The sequence below is a fragment of the Bacillus kalamii genome (assembly GCF_047238185.1).
In the GTDB taxonomy this organism is placed as follows: domain Bacteria; phylum Bacillota; class Bacilli; order Bacillales; family DSM-1321; genus Bacillus_AD.
In genome coordinates, this window is record NZ_JBDFMI010000001.1 from 2,326,932 (window position 1) to 2,342,838 (window position 15,907).

Genomic DNA, 15,907 nt, shown 5'->3' on the forward strand with positions numbered 1-15,907 from the left:
ACTCAAAGTTCCTTCTTTCTAAAACAAGCGATGAAAAAACCATCACTCCCCATATCTTGGGGGAATAATTGCAGGCTGCTTTCGGAAGCGAAAGGACGCACCTTCTCAGGCAATCTATTTTTCAGACTTGTATCTTTACTGTAGTTCGTATGATTCTTTAAAAATGTGTCGACAACAGCTTCATTTTCATTCTTATCCACTGTACACGTACTATAGACAAGCAATCCGCCATCCTTCAATAAAGGGTCAACAGCTTCCAATATATCCTGCTGTATGGATGCAAGGCGGGCAATATCTTCTTCTTTTTTTGTATATTTTACATCAGGCTTTCTTCTCATGACGCCTAACCCCGAGCAAGGCGCATCGACCAATATGGCATCGAATGTCTGAGGGTCGAATAAATCGCCTGCTTTTCTTGCATCATGGGAAGCTGCAGTTACATTCATTAAACCGAGCCTGTCAGCCTGCTGTTTGATTAGTTTTACCTTATGGTCATGCAAATCCAGCGCATAGACGGTTCCCTCTCCCAGTTTTTCTGCAATGCTTGTTGTTTTACCGCCTGGTGCTGCACAGCAATCCAGAACTTTTTCATCCGATTTCGCATTTACAGCGTATGATACAAGCATGGAACTCTCATCCTGGATGCTAATGAACCCTTCCTTGTATGCTGAGCTATGGGCAAGGTTGCCGCGGAGGCATATAATTCCTTCGGGGACATACTCACTGGCCTCGATGGAATACCCCTCTTCTTTCAGTATTTCCATTACTTGTTCACGGGATGCTTTCGGAAGATTCACACGTGCTGTTTGATGAGGTGCTTGCAGATTGAACAGGCACATTTCCCTTGTTTTTTCCTCTCCATACTGATCCGCCCATCTTTTTACAATCCATTCTGGATGGCTTGTCTCAATAGAAATTCGCTTAATTGGATCGGTAATTTCATCAAGCGATCGGATTCCATTGCGCTGCACACTCCGCAATACTCCATTGACCATACTTGCTATCCCCTTATGCCCTCTTTTTTTGCTGATTTCAACAGCTTCAAAAATAATGGCATGGTCAGGAACCTTATCCAAATAGATCATTTGATATAGAGACATTCTTAATAATATCCGAACCCATTGCTCCAATTTGCGGCTGTTCTGGATAAAGGGTTCTAAATAATAGTCCAGGGTCAGCTTTCTTTGAATGACTCCGTAAGCGAGTTCAGTCAGCAGGCCGCTATCCGCTGAAGATAAATGGTTTTTATTGATGACTGCATTCAGCAATAAATTGCTGTATGATTGGTTTTTTTCCACTGAGAGGATCAAATCTAAAGCGAGTTCCCTTACATTTTTGGCCGATTGCTTATTCATGTGCGTCTCCTAGCATCACACCGGCTGTTATATGAGAACCAGCTCCCCGCAAATAGTCGAAGGCGGACATTTTTTTCTTGCCTGCAGGTTGAAGTTCAATCATTTTAATAGCTGTTGCATTCCCCGTCTTCACCACTATTCCATCTTCTTCAATGGCGATGATTTCTCCAGGAATTGCAGCTGAGGCACTTTGCACTTTCTTCCCTTCCCATATCTTAAGCACTTTCCCTTCCAAAAGCGTATACGATACTGGCCAAGGATTTAAGCCGCGGATTTTATTATAGATAGTTTCTCCGGATGCCGACCAATCAATCTTTTCCTGTTCACGTTTGATATTGGATGCAAAAGTTGCCTTTTCTTCATCCTGCTTTATGCCTTGCAACTCGCCATTCAGTAATTTCGGCAGTGTATCGGCCAATAAGTCGCATCCTGCTGCACTCAGCTTGTCATGCAGGCTTCCCACGTTATCTTCTTCGGTGATTTCAACCTCTGCCTGTGTAAGGATATCCCCGGCATCAAGCTTTTCAGCCATATACATAATAGTGATGCCTGTCTTTTCTTTTCCCTCTAGGATGGCATAATGGATCGGTGCCCCGCCCCTTAACTCAGGCAATAGAGACGCATGGACATTAATGCAGCCAAACTTCGGCGCATCCAATAATTCTTTAGGCAGAATTTGGCCGAAAGCAGCTGTGATCACTAGGTCCGGTTCCAATTCGAGGATTTTGGCCAGTTCCGTTTTCTCGCGTATTTTCTCTGGCTGATACACAGGGATTCCGTGCTTTAAGGCTTCTACCTTAACCGGAGGGGGTGTCAGCACTTTCTTCCTGCCAACAGGCCGGTCAGGCTGTGTGACAACCGCTATGACATTATAGCCTTCATTTATTATTCTCTGTAGTACCGGCACTGAAAAATCAGGCGTCCCCATAAATACGATTTTTGTCATTCTTCTTCAAACCCTTCCAATTCTTCTTCATCTACATAACGGACGACTTTTGTGGTAAACAGCACTCCGTCCAAATGGTCGATTTCATGCTGTATAGCTCTGGCCAAAAAGTCTTCGGCCTCCACTTCAAGCCAGTTTCCGTTTCTATCCTGCCATTGTACTTTTACGTATGTGGCCCGCTCCACTTCCCCATAAAGGCCAGGAAAGCTCAGGCAACCTTCAATGTCCAACTCTTTCCCTTTCTTTTCAATAATGACCGGATTGATCATTTCGAGGGTACCCATCTCTTCATCTATTTCAACGATAGCAATTCGGCCATCGACGCCCACTTGGGGTGCCGCGAGCCCGACTCCATCCTCTTTAATCATTGTTTCATACATATCATCCAACAGTTTCGCCAATTTATGGTCGAAAACATGCACTTTCTTACATTTCTTCTCCAGTATTTCATTTGGAGCAAGAACAATCGGTAGAATAGACAAATTTGTTCCTCCTGGTCTAACATCACACCATTACATCATGATCTGCGGATTTTGATCAATTACGATTTTCAGTCCTTTATTAGCAGGATCCTGCTGATAGTGCTCAATTATTTTGTGTAGTAAATCATTCAAATTCGGTTCCCGTTTGTATTTTATCAGACATTGGTATCGATATCTATTATTGATGCGCGGAATAGGCGAAGCAGAAGGGCCTAAAATGATCGCCTTTCCGGACAATCCTTTCCGAATAAAAGTGGATATCTTTTCAGTCACGGAAACGGCCTTCATCAAATCTTCATGAGAAACCGATATAAGTGTAATGTAATAAAACGGCGGATATCTATTCTGCATACGCACTGCCATTTCCTGTTGATAGAACTCCTGATAATCCTGCTTGGAAGCAAGGATGATTGAATAATGCTCAGGCGTATAGGATTGCACCACCACCTCACCCGGCAGCTCATGCCTACCTGCACGGCCGCTCACCTGCGTAAGCAATTGGAATGTCTTTTCGGATGATCGGAAATCCGGCAAATGCAGCATCGTATCCGCGGATAATACGCCTACCAGAGTCACCTTGGCAAAATCCAACCCCTTGGCAATCATCTGGGTACCCAGCAAAATATCGGCCTTTCCTTCAGCAAATGCGGACAGAAGCCTTTCGTGGCTCCCTTTTTTACTGGTTGTATCAACATCCATCCGTATTACCCTTGCTTCAGGCAATATTTTCACAAGCTCTTCTTCCACCTTTTGCGTTCCGGTGCCAAAATAACGTATTGCGTCACTTCCACACGCCGGACAAACGGATGGCATCGATTCCTCATGACCGCAATAATGGCATTTAAGCGAGTTCGTATATTTGTGGTAGGTTAACGAAATTTCACAATTTGGGCATTGAGATACTTCCCCGCAACTGCGGCACATCACAAATGAAGAATAGCCTCTTTTATTCAGCATTAAGATCATTTGCTCTTTTTTTTCAAGGCGGTCTTTCATTTTTTCAAGCAGGGCCGCCGAAAAAACGGACCGGTTCCCTTTTCGGAGCTCTTCTCTCATATCGACAATTTCCACAGAGGGGAGAGGCCGTTGATTGACTCGATTCTGCAGTAACAAATGCTTATAAACGCCCTTTTGCGCGCGTGCTGAGGTTTCCAGCGTCGGAGTGGCACTGCCAAGGACAACGGGGCAATGATGATACAGCCCCCGTTGGATTGCAATATCCCTTGTATGGTATCGCGGAGTTTCTTCCTGCTTATAGCTTGTTTCATGTTCTTCATCAATAATAATGATTCCGAGGTTTTGGAAAGGGGAAAAAATAGCCGACCGCGCTCCGACTACAACCTGCACTTCCCTTCGGTATATTCTTCGCCATTCGTCGTATTTCTCTCCAGTAGATAACCCACTGTGAAATACAGCGACCCTGTCCCCAAACCGTTCCTTGAAACGACGAACCATTTGCGGGGTAAGCGATATTTCAGGCACAAGCATAATGGCTTCCTTCCCTTGCTTCATAGCCACATCGATTGACTGTAAATACACTTCCGTTTTCCCGCTTCCGGTTACGCCTTCCAAAAGGAAGACATCTTCACTTTCATCATCAATGCTTTTCTTAATAGGCTGAAAAACGGAAGATTGTTCATCTGTCAATGGCAAGTGGTTGCTCTCCTCAAACAAACGGTCCTTGAATGGGTCACGATACACCTCGGTTTGTACAATCGAAACAAGGTCTTTCTGTTCCAACCCTTTTACGGCGCTTTCCCCACAGTTCACTCGTTCCAACAACTGTTTTAAAGGGATGTCTTCAGGATGCTCTATAAAATAATCAATCAAAACCCTTTGTTTTCTAGCTGTTTTGTTTATTGTTTCTTTCGCTTTCTGCAATTGATTCTTTGAAGCTTGCAATCGGACTGTCCGCTCTGTTTTCTTATTCAATTTATTCTTCACTTCATATTGCGTATCGATATGCCCTTGTTTCAGCTCTTTTTGGAAAATCCTTGCGTTCGGATGCTCCATCGCTGCTTCGAAATCGACTTTATTTCCATTTCTGAAATAAGATCTGATGAGTTCATCAACTTGTTCCAATGGTCCCTTCAGTACAAGGAACTTTTTATATTTCGCTTTAAGCGCAGCTGGAAGCATCGCCTGAAATGCAGCAATCTTAAGGCACAATGTATGGGTTGTCATCCAGTCCCCCAATTGAAGAAGCTCCCGTGTGAGAGCTGGTTCTAGGTCCTGTACACTGTGGATGGCTTTCAGGCGGCCGATTTCTGAACTCTCGTGGATATTCGTCACGAAACCTTGGACAGTCCGGGGTCCAAATGGAACTAATACACGCATTCCAGGTGTAATCATGCCCTTCCATTTATCCGGAATGAGGTAATCAAACTCTTTGTCCGTCTGGCGCACTGGCACATCGACAATAACTGATGCGATTTCCATCTCTATCAATCCTTTTTCAACATACTGGCTGCTTTCTCTAAAATTCGTTGTGCCACTTCCCGTTTGCTCATTAAGGGCAATTCTGTTGTTTCTCCGTTCTTTTCATAGATTACGACAGCATTAGTATCCGCCCCGAAACCAGAGCCTTCTACAGACACATTATTCGCTACAATCATATCCGCATTTTTCTTCTCAAGCTTCGCTTTGGCATATTGTTCGACTTGTTCCGTCTCGGCAGCGAAGCCTATCAGAATTTGTTTGTCTTTCTTTTTCCCCAATGTCATCAATATATCATTGGTACGCTCCATATCGATGCTCAAGTCGCCTTCTTTTTTCTTGATTTTCTGGCTATGGACTACTTTCGGGCGGTAGTCTGCTACAGCAGCAGTTTTAATAATTACGTCCTGAGCTTCCATTTCTTCCATTACAGACTGATACATGTCTTGGGCGCTAATGACCGGCACCACCCTAACTCCTGCAGGCGCCTTTAGCTGAACAGGCCCTGAAATGAGTGTCACTTCAGCTCCCAATGCAGCCGCTTCGGCCGCCAATGCATATCCCATTTTCCCAGTGGAATGATTCGTTATGAATCGGACTGGGTCAATTGCTTCTCTAGTGGGACCTGCCGTAATCAATACCTTTTTCCCTTGAAGAACGGGATTTCCATTCTGCGCCCCATAGTATTGCTGAAGCTTTTCAACAATTGATTCAGGTTCTTCAAGGCGGCCTTTCCCTACATATCCGCAAGCCAAATATCCTTCGCCAGGTTCAATGAAATGATAGCCGAACTGTTTTAATATATTCATATTTCTTTGTACAGCCGGGTGGTTATACATATGGACATTCATGGCTGGCGCGATAAACACATCTGCTGTCACAGCAAGCATAATCGTAGATATCATATCGTCTGCGATACCGTTTGCCATCTTGGCGATGATATTAGCTGTAGCCGGTGCAACCAGAACAAGATCCGCCCAGTCAGCAAGGTCGATATGCGCAACCACTTTCGGATTATTTTCCTGGAAAGTGTCTGTATATACCTCATTTCTTGCTAGTGCCTGAAATGTAATCGGCGTAACGAACTTAGAGGCGGAATGACTCATCACCACTTTAACGTTCGCCCCTTGCTGAGTTAACTTGCTCGTCAAGGCAGCTGCTTTATAGACAGCTATGCCGCCTGTCACACAGAGTAAAATATTTTTATTTTTAAGCATGGACCGTTCCTCCCGTTTCATTCTTTCTCTATTATGAGGGATAGCCTATTTTTTTTCATCTATTTCAGAAACTCATTGCGTCTTCCAAAAAGAGGAACCTTGTCTGTTTGGACAAGGTTCCTTTTTAATGTTATGCATTTGTTTGTTCGGATGAATCATTCTTGTACGTAAGGATGCCCGCATTGATTTCTTCCAATGCTTTTCCGACACTCTTATGTGATACCGTTTTTGCAATCCGTTGATCATCGTTGATTTGCATTACGCGCGCACGCTTAGCGGCAACTGATACAAGTGAGTATTTGGAATCGATTTTGTTCAAAAGCGCATCGATAGAAGGATATAACATTTATTCAACCTCCAGCATATTTAGATATCTTTTTGCAACTAATTCTCTTTTGCAATGCTCTGCAGTTACAATAGCTTTTATTTTATCACAAGCAGACTGAATTGTATCATTTTCAACCACATAATCATACAAATCCATCATTTCGATCTCTTCTTTGGCTGTTTGCAGCCTCTGGGCAATAACATCTTCCGTTTCTGTACCGCGGTTGACAATTCTGTTTTCAAGTTCTGAAAGGCTTGGCGGCGCCAAGAAGATGAATAGCCCTTCAGGGAATTTCTCGCGTACCTGGCGTGCGCCCTGTACCTCTATTTCCAAGAAGACATCACGGCCGTCCTCAATTGTTTCACGCACATAATCAACAGGCGTTCCGTAGTAATTGCCGACGAACTCAGCATATTCCAACAGTTTTCCTTGTGCGATTAATGCTTCGAATTCATCGCGGGATTTAAAGAAATAGTCGATTCCGTCTCTTTCCCCTTCTCGCGGCTTCCTTGTCGTCATGCTGATTGAATATTCAAACGTAGTATCAGGCTGGTCAAACAGTTCTTTCCGTACCGTTCCCTTCCCTACTCCAGAAGGTCCTGATAATACAATTAGCAATCCTTTTTCTTTCATAACTTCACTTATCCTTCCTCTACACTATCTTCACGGTCATGAAGCCTTGATGCCACCGTTTCTGGCTGGACTGCCGACAGGATCACATGGTCGCTGTCCATTACTATGACCGCACGGGTCCTTCTGCCGTAAGTGGCATCAATTAGCCTTCCATTTTCCCTTGCTTCCTGTATGATTCGTTTAATCGGAGCTGACTCCGGACTTACAATAGATATGATCCGATTGGCAGAAACAATATTTCCAAACCCTATATTGATTAATTTGATTGGCATGTTTTTCCCCCAGTTACCGTAATACTAGTCTGACCCTCTCTATGAAGCACTAAACGATGTTTATTCGATATTTTGGATTTGTTCTTTCATCTTTTCAAGCAAGCTTTTCATTTCGACAACCTCTATGGCAATCTTGGAATCATTTGCTTTGGAACCGACGGTATTCACTTCACGGTTCATTTCCTGAATGAGGAAATCAAGCTTTCTGCCCATGGCATCCCCGCTTTCCAAGGTTGACTTGACTTGCCCGATATGGCTCTTTAAGCGGGTCAGTTCTTCATTTATGTCGGCCTTATCAGCAAAGATTGCCACTTCATTCATTAATCTGGTTTCGTCGATCACACCGGATGTCCATTCAGCCATTTTTTGCTGGAGCCGTTCACGGTATTGCTCGATGACGGTCGGTGCAAATGCACTTGTCCTTTCGGCAGCAGATTCCAACTTTTCCAACTGTGAAAGGATATCGCCCTTAAGCACTTTTCCTTCTTCTTCCCTCATCCGTATTAACTGCATGGTTGCTTCGGATACAGCTTCAAGGATAATCGCTTCCAATTCCGGCGGAGAAGATTGCTCTTCCTCGATTAAGAAAACGCCCTCCAATTGAGAAATTGTGTGGGGCGAATTATTCGGGTGCATTTGATAACGTCTAGATATCTCATCCATTTTGCTCATATATTGGTCCAATAGCAGCCAGTCCACTTCAAGGCGTTTCTGGATCAGTCCATCGCCCTCAACAGTAATGAACATCTCAATCCGGCCTCGCTTAATATGGGAAGCCAAATGTTTTTTTATTTTATCTTCAAGCACGAGCAGCTGGCGTGGCATCCGAATATTATATTCGCAGAAACGGTGGTTAACCGTCTTCACTTCCACTTGGACTTTCATTTGATCGTTCTTGCTTGTCCCTCTTCCGTAGCCTGTCATGCTTACAGCCATTAATACCACTTCCAATTCTAATGCAAGTATGTAGTTATGCTCTTGCCGTGTAAATAAAAGAGCATGCTGATTGATGCGTTTATGTTCACATACAGATTCCATTTATCCGCATGCCCAGCCGTTTAACAGCAGGTATGCCCATAATAAAAAGGTAATAGAGGACACTCTACTACCTTTTTAAGTATAGCATAGTTTATTTTGTTTTTCGCAGTAAAAATGAGCCCGCCAGTAAAAAAGTTGGCAGCGCAGACAAACCAAGAATTAGCAGCCAATCTTTCAGCGGTATACTGACCGTTTTGAAAATGCCTTGTAAGGATGGTACATAGATGACTGCCAACATCATGAGAAGTGAAATCACTACCGCGGCGACAAGATATAGGTTTCCGAACGGATTGCGGGCAAAGATGCTTTTTTCGCTCCGGCAGTCGAACACATGGATTAACTGGGCCAGAACAAGTGTAACGAATGCAATTGTCTGAGGGTAGTTTTCCCAATCGGGGTTATTGTGCAGGGCTGTTATGAATGCAAGCAATGTAACTCCGCCTATTAAAAAGCCCCGTGATATAATCTTCCAGCCCAATCCTCTGGAAAAGACACCTTCTTTCGGATGGCGCGGCCTCCGTTTCATTACATTTCCTTCAGGACGGTCGAGTCCAAGTGCCATCGCAGGCAAGCCGTCTGTCACAAGGTTAACCCACAGAATTTGGATAGGGAATAACGGAAGTGGGAGCGCAAGGATCATCGCAAACAGCATTACAAGGATTTCCCCTACATTCGACGCAAGCAAATATCTGATGAACTTTCTTATATTTTCATAGATATTCCTTCCTTCTTTAATAGCCGATTTAATCGTTGCAAAATTATCATCCAATAGAATAAGCGAAGAGGCTTCTTTCGCCACGTCTGTTCCCGTGATGCCCATCGCGATGCCGATATCGGCGGATTTGATCGCAGGTGCATCATTGACGCCGTCTCCGGTCATCGCTACTATATGGCCTTTATTCTGTAAGGCTTTGACGATTTTTAATTTATCCTTTGGAGAAACTCGTGCAAATACCGCGACGTCATCCACAATAGCTTCAAGCTTCTCTAAAGACATGTCCATCAATTGTTTGCCTTCTACGACCATTTTCCCTTTACTTAGAATACCCAGCTGTTTGGCAATGGCTGAAGCGGTTGTCACATGGTCTCCGGTTATCATAATGGTTTTAATGCCTGCTTTCTTGCATTCCTCAACGGCATCCTTCACTTCAGGGCGCGGTGGATCAATCATTCCTTGCAGGCCGATAAAGATGAGATCTTTCTCCGCCTCGAAATCTCTCATCGCCTCTATCGAAGTTTGAATCGTTTTATAGCCGATGGCAATCGTACGCAACGCTTGTGATGCAAGATCATCTACCGACTCCTGGACTTTTTTGGTCAAGGATCCATCAATATATTGCACCCGCTCTTCCCACATGATCGACTTGCATTTTCCAAGTAAAACATCGGGCGCTCCTTTAGTCACAACAAATAACTTGCCGTTTTCATCCTTAACAATCACACTCATTAGCTTCCTGGTTGAATCGAACGGAAATTCTTTCACGATTGAAAATTGTTTCATCAATGATTGCTTTGACAGTCCTGCCTTTAGCGCAGCAACGTGGATGGCCCCTTCTGTCGGGCTGCCGTCCATCACCACTTTCCCATCCTTCTCAATTACTTCAGAGCTGTTGCACAGCAACCCGAACGTCAACAATTGCTGCAGGGACTTATCTCCCGCTGCTTCTTCTTTGCCGTTTCTATAAAAGGAGCCTTGGAATTCGTTTTCTCCTGATGTGACTTCATATACATTTCCCGAATTCCAGACAGCTGTGACGGTCATCTTATTCTGTGTCATCGTTCCAGTCTTATCTGAACAAATGACTGAAGCGCAGCCTAATGTTTCAACGGCTGGCAATTTACGGACAATCGCGCGCTGCTTGATCATTCGTTGGACACCCAGTGATAAAGCGACGGTCACAATAGCTGGCAAGCCTTCAGGTATGGCTGCTACTGCGAGCGAAACACCTGAAAGGACCATGGTGTAAAGGTCATTTCCCTGTAGAACTCCCAAACCGACTACTAATATCGTCAAAAAAATGGCTGCTACTATTAAGATTTTTCCCAACTGCTCAAGTTTATGCTGCAGTGGCGTCATCAATGATTCAGAAGACTGGAGCATGTCGGCAATTTGGCCCATCGCTGTCTTCATTCCAGTTGCGGTGACAATACCTATTCCTTTTCCCCTTGTAACCATCGTACCCATGAAAGCCATATTTTCTTCATCGCCAATACTATTGATTTCATGGAGAATCGGCTTTTCTGTTTTAAGGACAGGAAGTGATTCACCCGTGAGAGCTGATTCCTCGACTTCCAAAGCGACCGCCTCGATAATCCTGACATCAGCGCCAATCCGGTCTCCCGTCCCGAACTTGATGATATCTCCAATAACCAATTGTTTGGCCGGTATGCGGATCCATTGATGATCCCTTAGGACCGCCGTCTGCGGCGCCGACATTTGTTTAAGTGCCTCTAGCGATTTTTCGGCCTTTCTTTCTTGGAAAAAACCCAATCCTGCGTTTATGAATACTATGGCGATAATGGCAACAGCATCGATGTACTCCCCAAGCAGTCCGGAAATCAAAGTCGCTGCCAGCAAAATAATGACCATGAAATCCTTGAACTGCGCAAAAAACAATAACAGCGCAGATTGCTTCTCGCCTTCATCCAATTCGTTCAATCCGTTCAATTGGACTCTTTTTTCCGCTTCCTTGCTTTGAAGCCCTGCCTTGCAATCAGTCTTCAGGGACTGTTCCAGCTTATCCCTATCCATTTCTCTCAGTATCATTGCTTCATCTCACTTCCAATCATCACAATAAAGGAGTTGTCCTTCTTTTTACCATGCTTATTCAGACAGGCTGCAAAAAATGCTATACTTATGAAGAAAACAAACGGGCCATTCACCGCTATTATCCTAGCTGAGCATGGCACCGGGCACTGCCTCTCTCACGGGGAAGTGATTCTTAGCGAAAAGGAAGTTTTAAACATGTCATTTGATGGTTTATTTACAAAAGCAATGTGTGAGGAACTCACTGAACATATCTCGGGAGGCCGGATTAATAAGATCCATCAGCCATATCCAAATGAAATTATATTGATTGTCAGAGCAAACGGAAAGAACCACAAGGTGCTCCTTTCCGCACATCCCAGCTACAGCAGGTCGCAATTAACGAATGAAAGCTACGAAAACCCGCAGGATCCGCCAATGTTCTGCATGCTTCTCCGCAAGCATCTGGAAGGGGCCATTATTGAGAAAATCGAACAAAAAGGACAGGACCGCATACTGATCTTTGATCTGAAAGGCCGGACAGAAATAGGAGATGTTAGCTATAAACGGCTTATTGTCGAAATTATGGGCAGACACAGTAATATCGTTCTTATAGATAAGGAAAACGGTATGATATTGGATAGTATTAAACATATATCGCATGCTGTGAATTCATACAGAGCTATTTTGCCGGGACAGACGTATACATATCCTCCCGAACAGCATAAAATGGATCCTCTCACAGCGGCGGATGAAGACATTCGAAGAGTTCTTAACTTTAATGAAGGAAAGCTTCAGCAGCAGATAGTCCACGCATTCGGTGGTGTATCGCCATTGTTGGCTAAAGAAATAGTGTTCGTAAGCGGATTGCCGACAATTGACAATATCCTTAAAGGATTCCAGGCCGTTATGGGGCCATTCAGGGCAAATGTTTACGCCCCCACTATGGTATCAACAGCGAACAAAGACTATTTTTATTGCATATCCTTGAGCCACTTGGAAGGGAAAACAGAATCGTTCCAAACACTTAGTGAATTGCTGGACCGTTTCTATTTTGGCAAAGCTTCCCGCGACCGAATCAAACAGCAGGCACAGGATCTCGACCGCTTCATTGCCAACGAAAAAGAAAAGAACGTAAAAAAGATTGCCAAGCTAGAAAATACGTTAAAGGATAGTGAAAAAGCGGAACAACATCAACTATATGGAGAGCTATTGACAGCCAATATGCATCAAGTGAAGCAAGGAATGAAGGAAATCACTGCAGTGAATTATTACGATGAGAACCAAGGCACTGTGACTATTCCTTTAGATCCGCAAAAAACGCCATCCCAAAACGCCCAAAAATATTTCACTAAATACCAAAAGGCAAAAAACGCGAAATCGGCGGTAACCGAACAAATCGGACTAGCCCAAGAGGAAGTCGATTACTTCGATCAATTGCTTCAGCAGCTGGATTCGGCACAACCTAGAGATATTGAGGAAATGCGCGAGGAGCTTCAGGAGGAAGGCTATCTGAAACAGCGGAATAAAAAAGGGTTTAAGAAACCGAAAAATTCAAAGCCCGCCTTGGATGAATATATCTCTTCCGATGGCGATGAAATATGGGTCGGTAAAAACAATAAACAAAATGAATACTTGACGAACAAGGCTAGCCGCCGTGATGATCTATGGTTCCATACAAAGGATATTCCTGGTTCACACGTTGTGATCCGAAATAGCCGACCAAGCGAACAAACAATTCAAGAAGCCGCAATGATTGCAGCCTATTTCAGTAAAGCGAAAGATTCAAGCGGTGTTCCAGTCGACTTTACACAGATTCGGCACGTCAAAAAACCAAAGGGAAGCAAGCCTGGGTTTGTCACATATGATCAACAGAATACCGTATATGTAACTCCTGACGCGAATCTAGTGATCAAACTCCAAAAACAATAAAGGCTATTGAAAAAGGATTTAAAATGGCTAGGGAGATCGATTGAAAGCAATCGATCTCCCTTTTCTATCTATAATGATGGGATACAAAGGATATCCAGCCATTCATCTCTTCCGATTTAATTGATTGCAGCGGGGATAAGCCAATTCCATAGGAAAAACAAAGATGTTGTTCACTATTGTTCTATCAAATATAGGGCCCCACTTTCTGAATATACACTTTTTATTTGATTCCACTCCCTTTATAATAGAGACAACCAATCATTAAGAGAGAAGTGAATCGCATGAACATTGAAGATATTTATGGCGACTTGCCTGAAATAGAAACAGAGAGACTTTCCCTTCGTAAATTGACTCTGGATGATCTCACCGATATGCATGAATACACTTCCAATAACAAAGTGAGCACTTACGTTACATGGGACAGACACCAATCGTTAGCAGACACAAAAGGATTCATCCATTTTGTCTTGAAACAATATACAGAAAAAAGGATTGCCCCCTGGGGAATTGTCCATAAACAGGACCGGAAGCTAATCGGCACAATTGACTTTGTCAAATGGGAGACAAAACACCGATCTGCAGAATTGGGGTACGCCATCTCAGAAAACTATTGGGGGCGAGGGCTGACAACAGAAGCAGCCAAAGCGTTGCTTATTTTCGGTTTTGAACAGATGGATTTATTAAGGATACAAGCTAGGTGCCTTGCCGAAAATATAGCTTCCGAAAGTGTGATGAAAAAAATTGGAATGCAATATGAAGGAACTTTAAGGCAGGCAATGCTTCTGAAAGGAAAACACCGTGATATAAAAATGTACTCCATTTTATTGAATGAGTACCAGGAGAGAAATAAAAAAGAAACACTGGCCCAAACAGAAAGATAAACTAGGCTGCAAGGATGGAAACAACCGTCCTTGCAGCCTGTTTTTCAATCATTTTCTAATGATATATTCACTGCTTCCTGTGCATGTATCTTTGTTGTATCGAATAAAGGCAGATCGATATCCTTCCCACCTACCAACATTCCTATCTCGGTACAACCAAGGATAATGCCTTCCGCTCCCTGCAGGCGCAAATCTTCCATGATTCTGTTGAAAGCATCCCTAGATGGAGCCCTAACCTTCCCCAGGCACAATTCCTCAAATATAACCTTATTAATAAAATTCCTTTCCTTTTTCCCGGGAACCAGGATATCAATGCCCGATTCTGCGATTCTATCTTTATAAAAAGATTGCTCCATTGTGTATGAGGTCCCTAAAAGACCTACTTTCTCCAATCCAGATTTAGTTATGGCTGCAGCAGTGGCATCTGCTATATGCAGGACTGGTATCTTCACAGAGTCTTGGATGCTTCCAAACACTTTATGCATTGTATTTGTGCAGATGAGGATAAAATCAGCTCCACCCTCTTCCAATTGAGCTGCTGCCTGTCCGAGCAATTCACCGGCCTTATCCCACTCGCCACATCTCTGCAGTTCTTCAATTTCAGCAAAATCAACACTCACCAATACTATTTTTGCGCTGTGTAGTCCGCCTAATTGTTCCCTAACCTGTTCATTTATAAAAGAATAATATAGAGCAGAGGATTCCCAGCTCATTCCCCCCAGCAAACCGATTGTTTTCAATGGATCCACCTTCCTTACTATAAGAGTGATGTACTTTGATCCTACCATTTGGCAACAGTAAATAATAGACAAGGAAATCAATAAATATCCCGGATATATACGGAGTGTTGCCTAGTAGCTGCCCCTCCTGCTTTATCACCTATCCAAAAAGCCGGACATCCCCTTTTTTTAGAGGTGTCATTTACAAATTTCAACTCCCTCCAAAACATAACTAAGAGACCGAGTGAAAGTACCCGATCTCTTTTGCCATTATTCATAAAGGATGTTTCAGCCTTCCATCCATGCCGTAGTATGAGGCTGTTCACGCCATTTGGTCAATTTTTGAACTTCCGCTTCTTTAATATAGCCATTCTGTCCAGCAACCTGTACCAACGTCCCATAGTTACTTAATGAGTGGTTTATTATATTTGCTTTTTGAAGCATTTCTTTTCCTTTTTCGAGCTCGTATGTAAAGATAGATGCCACCCCTAAAATCTCACACCCTGCCTCACGCAAGGCTTTTGCAGCAGTGATGACGCTTCCTCCCGTAGAAATGAGGTCTTCAATGATAACCACCTTTTGTCCAGGTGAAGCAAGACCTTCAATTTGGTTGCCTTTGCCATGTTCCTTGGCTCTCGAACGGATATAGCACATTGGCAAGTCTAAAAGATCGCTTACCCAGGCAGCATGGGGAATCCCTGCGGTAGCCGTTCCCGCAATCAATTCTGCATCCGGAAATTCTTTCTTTATGATATCCGCCAAACCTGAAGCAATTTGCTTTCGTAGTTCAGGATACGATAACGTAAGCCGATTATCGCAATAGATAGGCGATTTCATCCCTGAAGACCATGTGAATGGATCATTCGGCTGTAAAAATACAGCTTTTATTTTCAATAATTGTTCTGCAATTGCTTCTTTCATG

General features: G+C 43.6%; 14 protein-coding genes. 2 read left to right on the plus strand and 12 right to left on the minus strand.

Annotated features, from left to right (window positions below; all coding sequences use genetic code 11):
• Window positions 1-2: 2 nt before the first annotated feature.
• The 10 genes from rsmB to ABC357_RS11630 form a co-directional block, all read right to left on the minus strand.
• Window positions 3-1,355, minus strand: a complete 1,353-nt coding sequence (gene rsmB / locus ABC357_RS11585) for a 16S rRNA (cytosine(967)-C(5))-methyltransferase RsmB (protein WP_412887650.1) — start codon at window positions 1,353-1,355, stop codon at window positions 3-5.
• A complete protein-coding gene (gene fmt / locus ABC357_RS11590; protein WP_412887651.1) occupies window positions 1,348-2,301 on the minus strand; it encodes a methionyl-tRNA formyltransferase in 954 nt (317 codons plus the stop codon). The genes rsmB and fmt overlap by 8 nt, the downstream gene beginning before the upstream one ends.
• Window positions 2,298-2,783, minus strand: coding sequence for a peptide deformylase (def, locus tag ABC357_RS11595; RefSeq protein WP_412887652.1), 486 nt, complete (start codon window positions 2,781-2,783; stop codon window positions 2,298-2,300). The genes fmt and def overlap by 4 nt, the downstream gene beginning before the upstream one ends.
• A gap of 30 nt (window positions 2,784-2,813) precedes the next feature.
• Complete coding sequence (gene priA / locus ABC357_RS11600) at window positions 2,814-5,222, minus strand: primosomal protein N' (RefSeq protein WP_412887653.1); 2,409 nt, start codon at window positions 5,220-5,222, stop codon at window positions 2,814-2,816.
• Between the two features lie 5 nt (window positions 5,223-5,227).
• Complete coding sequence (gene coaBC / locus ABC357_RS11605) at window positions 5,228-6,436, minus strand: bifunctional phosphopantothenoylcysteine decarboxylase/phosphopantothenate--cysteine ligase CoaBC (protein ID WP_412887654.1); 1,209 nt, start codon at window positions 6,434-6,436, stop codon at window positions 5,228-5,230.
• A 130-nt stretch (window positions 6,437-6,566) separates the two neighbouring features.
• On the minus strand, window positions 6,567-6,782 hold the full coding sequence (rpoZ, locus tag ABC357_RS11610; RefSeq protein ID WP_412887655.1) for a DNA-directed RNA polymerase subunit omega: 216 nt from the start codon (window positions 6,780-6,782) through the stop codon (window positions 6,567-6,569).
• Window positions 6,783-7,397, minus strand: coding sequence for a guanylate kinase (gmk, locus tag ABC357_RS11615; RefSeq protein WP_412887656.1), 615 nt, complete (start codon window positions 7,395-7,397; stop codon window positions 6,783-6,785).
• Window positions 7,398-7,405: 8 nt separating this feature from the next.
• Window positions 7,406-7,669, minus strand: coding sequence for an extracellular matrix/biofilm regulator RemA (remA, locus tag ABC357_RS11620; RefSeq protein ID WP_412887657.1), 264 nt, complete (start codon window positions 7,667-7,669; stop codon window positions 7,406-7,408).
• A 60-nt stretch (window positions 7,670-7,729) separates the two neighbouring features.
• A complete protein-coding gene (locus ABC357_RS11625; protein ID WP_412888648.1) occupies window positions 7,730-8,605 on the minus strand; it encodes a YicC/YloC family endoribonuclease in 876 nt (291 codons plus the stop codon).
• Between the two features lie 193 nt (window positions 8,606-8,798).
• The gene (locus tag ABC357_RS11630) at window positions 8,799-11,474 is read right to left on the minus strand and encodes a cation-translocating P-type ATPase (protein WP_412887658.1); all 2,676 of its coding nucleotides are present in this window, start codon (window positions 11,472-11,474) and stop codon (window positions 8,799-8,801) included.
• A 198-nt stretch (window positions 11,475-11,672) separates the two neighbouring features.
• Between ABC357_RS11630 and ABC357_RS11635 the strand changes: the two genes are divergently transcribed.
• A complete protein-coding gene (locus ABC357_RS11635) occupies window positions 11,673-13,385 on the plus strand; it encodes an Rqc2 family fibronectin-binding protein (RefSeq protein WP_412887659.1) in 1,713 nt (570 codons plus the stop codon).
• A 281-nt stretch (window positions 13,386-13,666) separates the two neighbouring features.
• Window positions 13,667-14,266 carry a GNAT family N-acetyltransferase gene (locus tag ABC357_RS11640; RefSeq protein ID WP_412887660.1) on the plus strand — a complete coding sequence of 200 codons (600 nt, stop codon included), beginning with the start codon at window positions 13,667-13,669 and terminating at the stop codon, window positions 14,264-14,266.
• A 44-nt stretch (window positions 14,267-14,310) separates the two neighbouring features.
• Here the strand turns inward: ABC357_RS11640 and ABC357_RS11645 are convergent, their stop codons facing one another.
• Together ABC357_RS11645 and pyrE are read right to left on the minus strand one after the other, a co-directional pair.
• Window positions 14,311-15,006, minus strand: a complete 696-nt coding sequence (locus ABC357_RS11645; RefSeq protein WP_412887661.1) for an aspartate/glutamate racemase family protein — start codon at window positions 15,004-15,006, stop codon at window positions 14,311-14,313.
• 267 nt (window positions 15,007-15,273) lie between these two features.
• Window positions 15,274-15,906 carry an orotate phosphoribosyltransferase gene (gene pyrE, locus ABC357_RS11650; protein WP_412887662.1) on the minus strand — a complete coding sequence of 211 codons (633 nt, stop codon included), beginning with the start codon at window positions 15,904-15,906 and terminating at the stop codon, window positions 15,274-15,276.
• Window position 15,907 lies beyond the last annotated feature (1 nt).

Bases quoted from the DNA above. Each gene is read 5' to 3' on its own strand.
- rsmB (WP_412887650.1), bottom strand. From the start codon at position 1,355: ATGAATAAGCAATCGGCCAAAAATGTAAGGGAACTCGCTTTAGATTTG.
- fmt (WP_412887651.1), bottom strand. From the start codon at position 2,301: ATGACAAAAATCGTATTTATGGGGACGCCTGATTTTTCAGTGCCGGTA.
- priA (WP_412887653.1), bottom strand. From the start codon at position 5,222: ATGGAAATCGCATCAGTTATTGTCGATGTGCCAGTGCGCCAGACGGAC.
- coaBC (WP_412887654.1), bottom strand. From the start codon at position 6,436: ATGCTTAAAAATAAAAATATTTTACTCTGTGTGACAGGCGGCATAGCT.
- rpoZ (WP_412887655.1), bottom strand. From the start codon at position 6,782: ATGTTATATCCTTCTATCGATGCGCTTTTGAACAAAATCGATTCCAAA.
- gmk (WP_412887656.1), bottom strand. From the start codon at position 7,397: ATGAAAGAAAAAGGATTGCTAATTGTATTATCAGGACCTTCTGGAGTA.
- remA (WP_412887657.1), bottom strand. From the start codon at position 7,669: ATGCCAATCAAATTAATCAATATAGGGTTTGGAAATATTGTTTCTGCC.
- ABC357_RS11625 (WP_412888648.1), bottom strand. From the start codon at position 8,605: ATGGCTGTAAGCATGACAGGCTACGGAAGAGGGACAAGCAAGAACGAT.
- ABC357_RS11630 (WP_412887658.1), bottom strand. From the start codon at position 11,474: ATGATACTGAGAGAAATGGATAGGGATAAGCTGGAACAGTCCCTGAAG.
- ABC357_RS11635 (WP_412887659.1), top strand. From the start codon at position 11,673: ATGTCATTTGATGGTTTATTTACAAAAGCAATGTGTGAGGAACTCACT.
- ABC357_RS11640 (WP_412887660.1), top strand. From the start codon at position 13,667: ATGAACATTGAAGATATTTATGGCGACTTGCCTGAAATAGAAACAGAG.
- pyrE (WP_412887662.1), bottom strand. From the start codon at position 15,906: ATGAAAGAAGCAATTGCAGAACAATTATTGAAAATAAAAGCTGTATTT.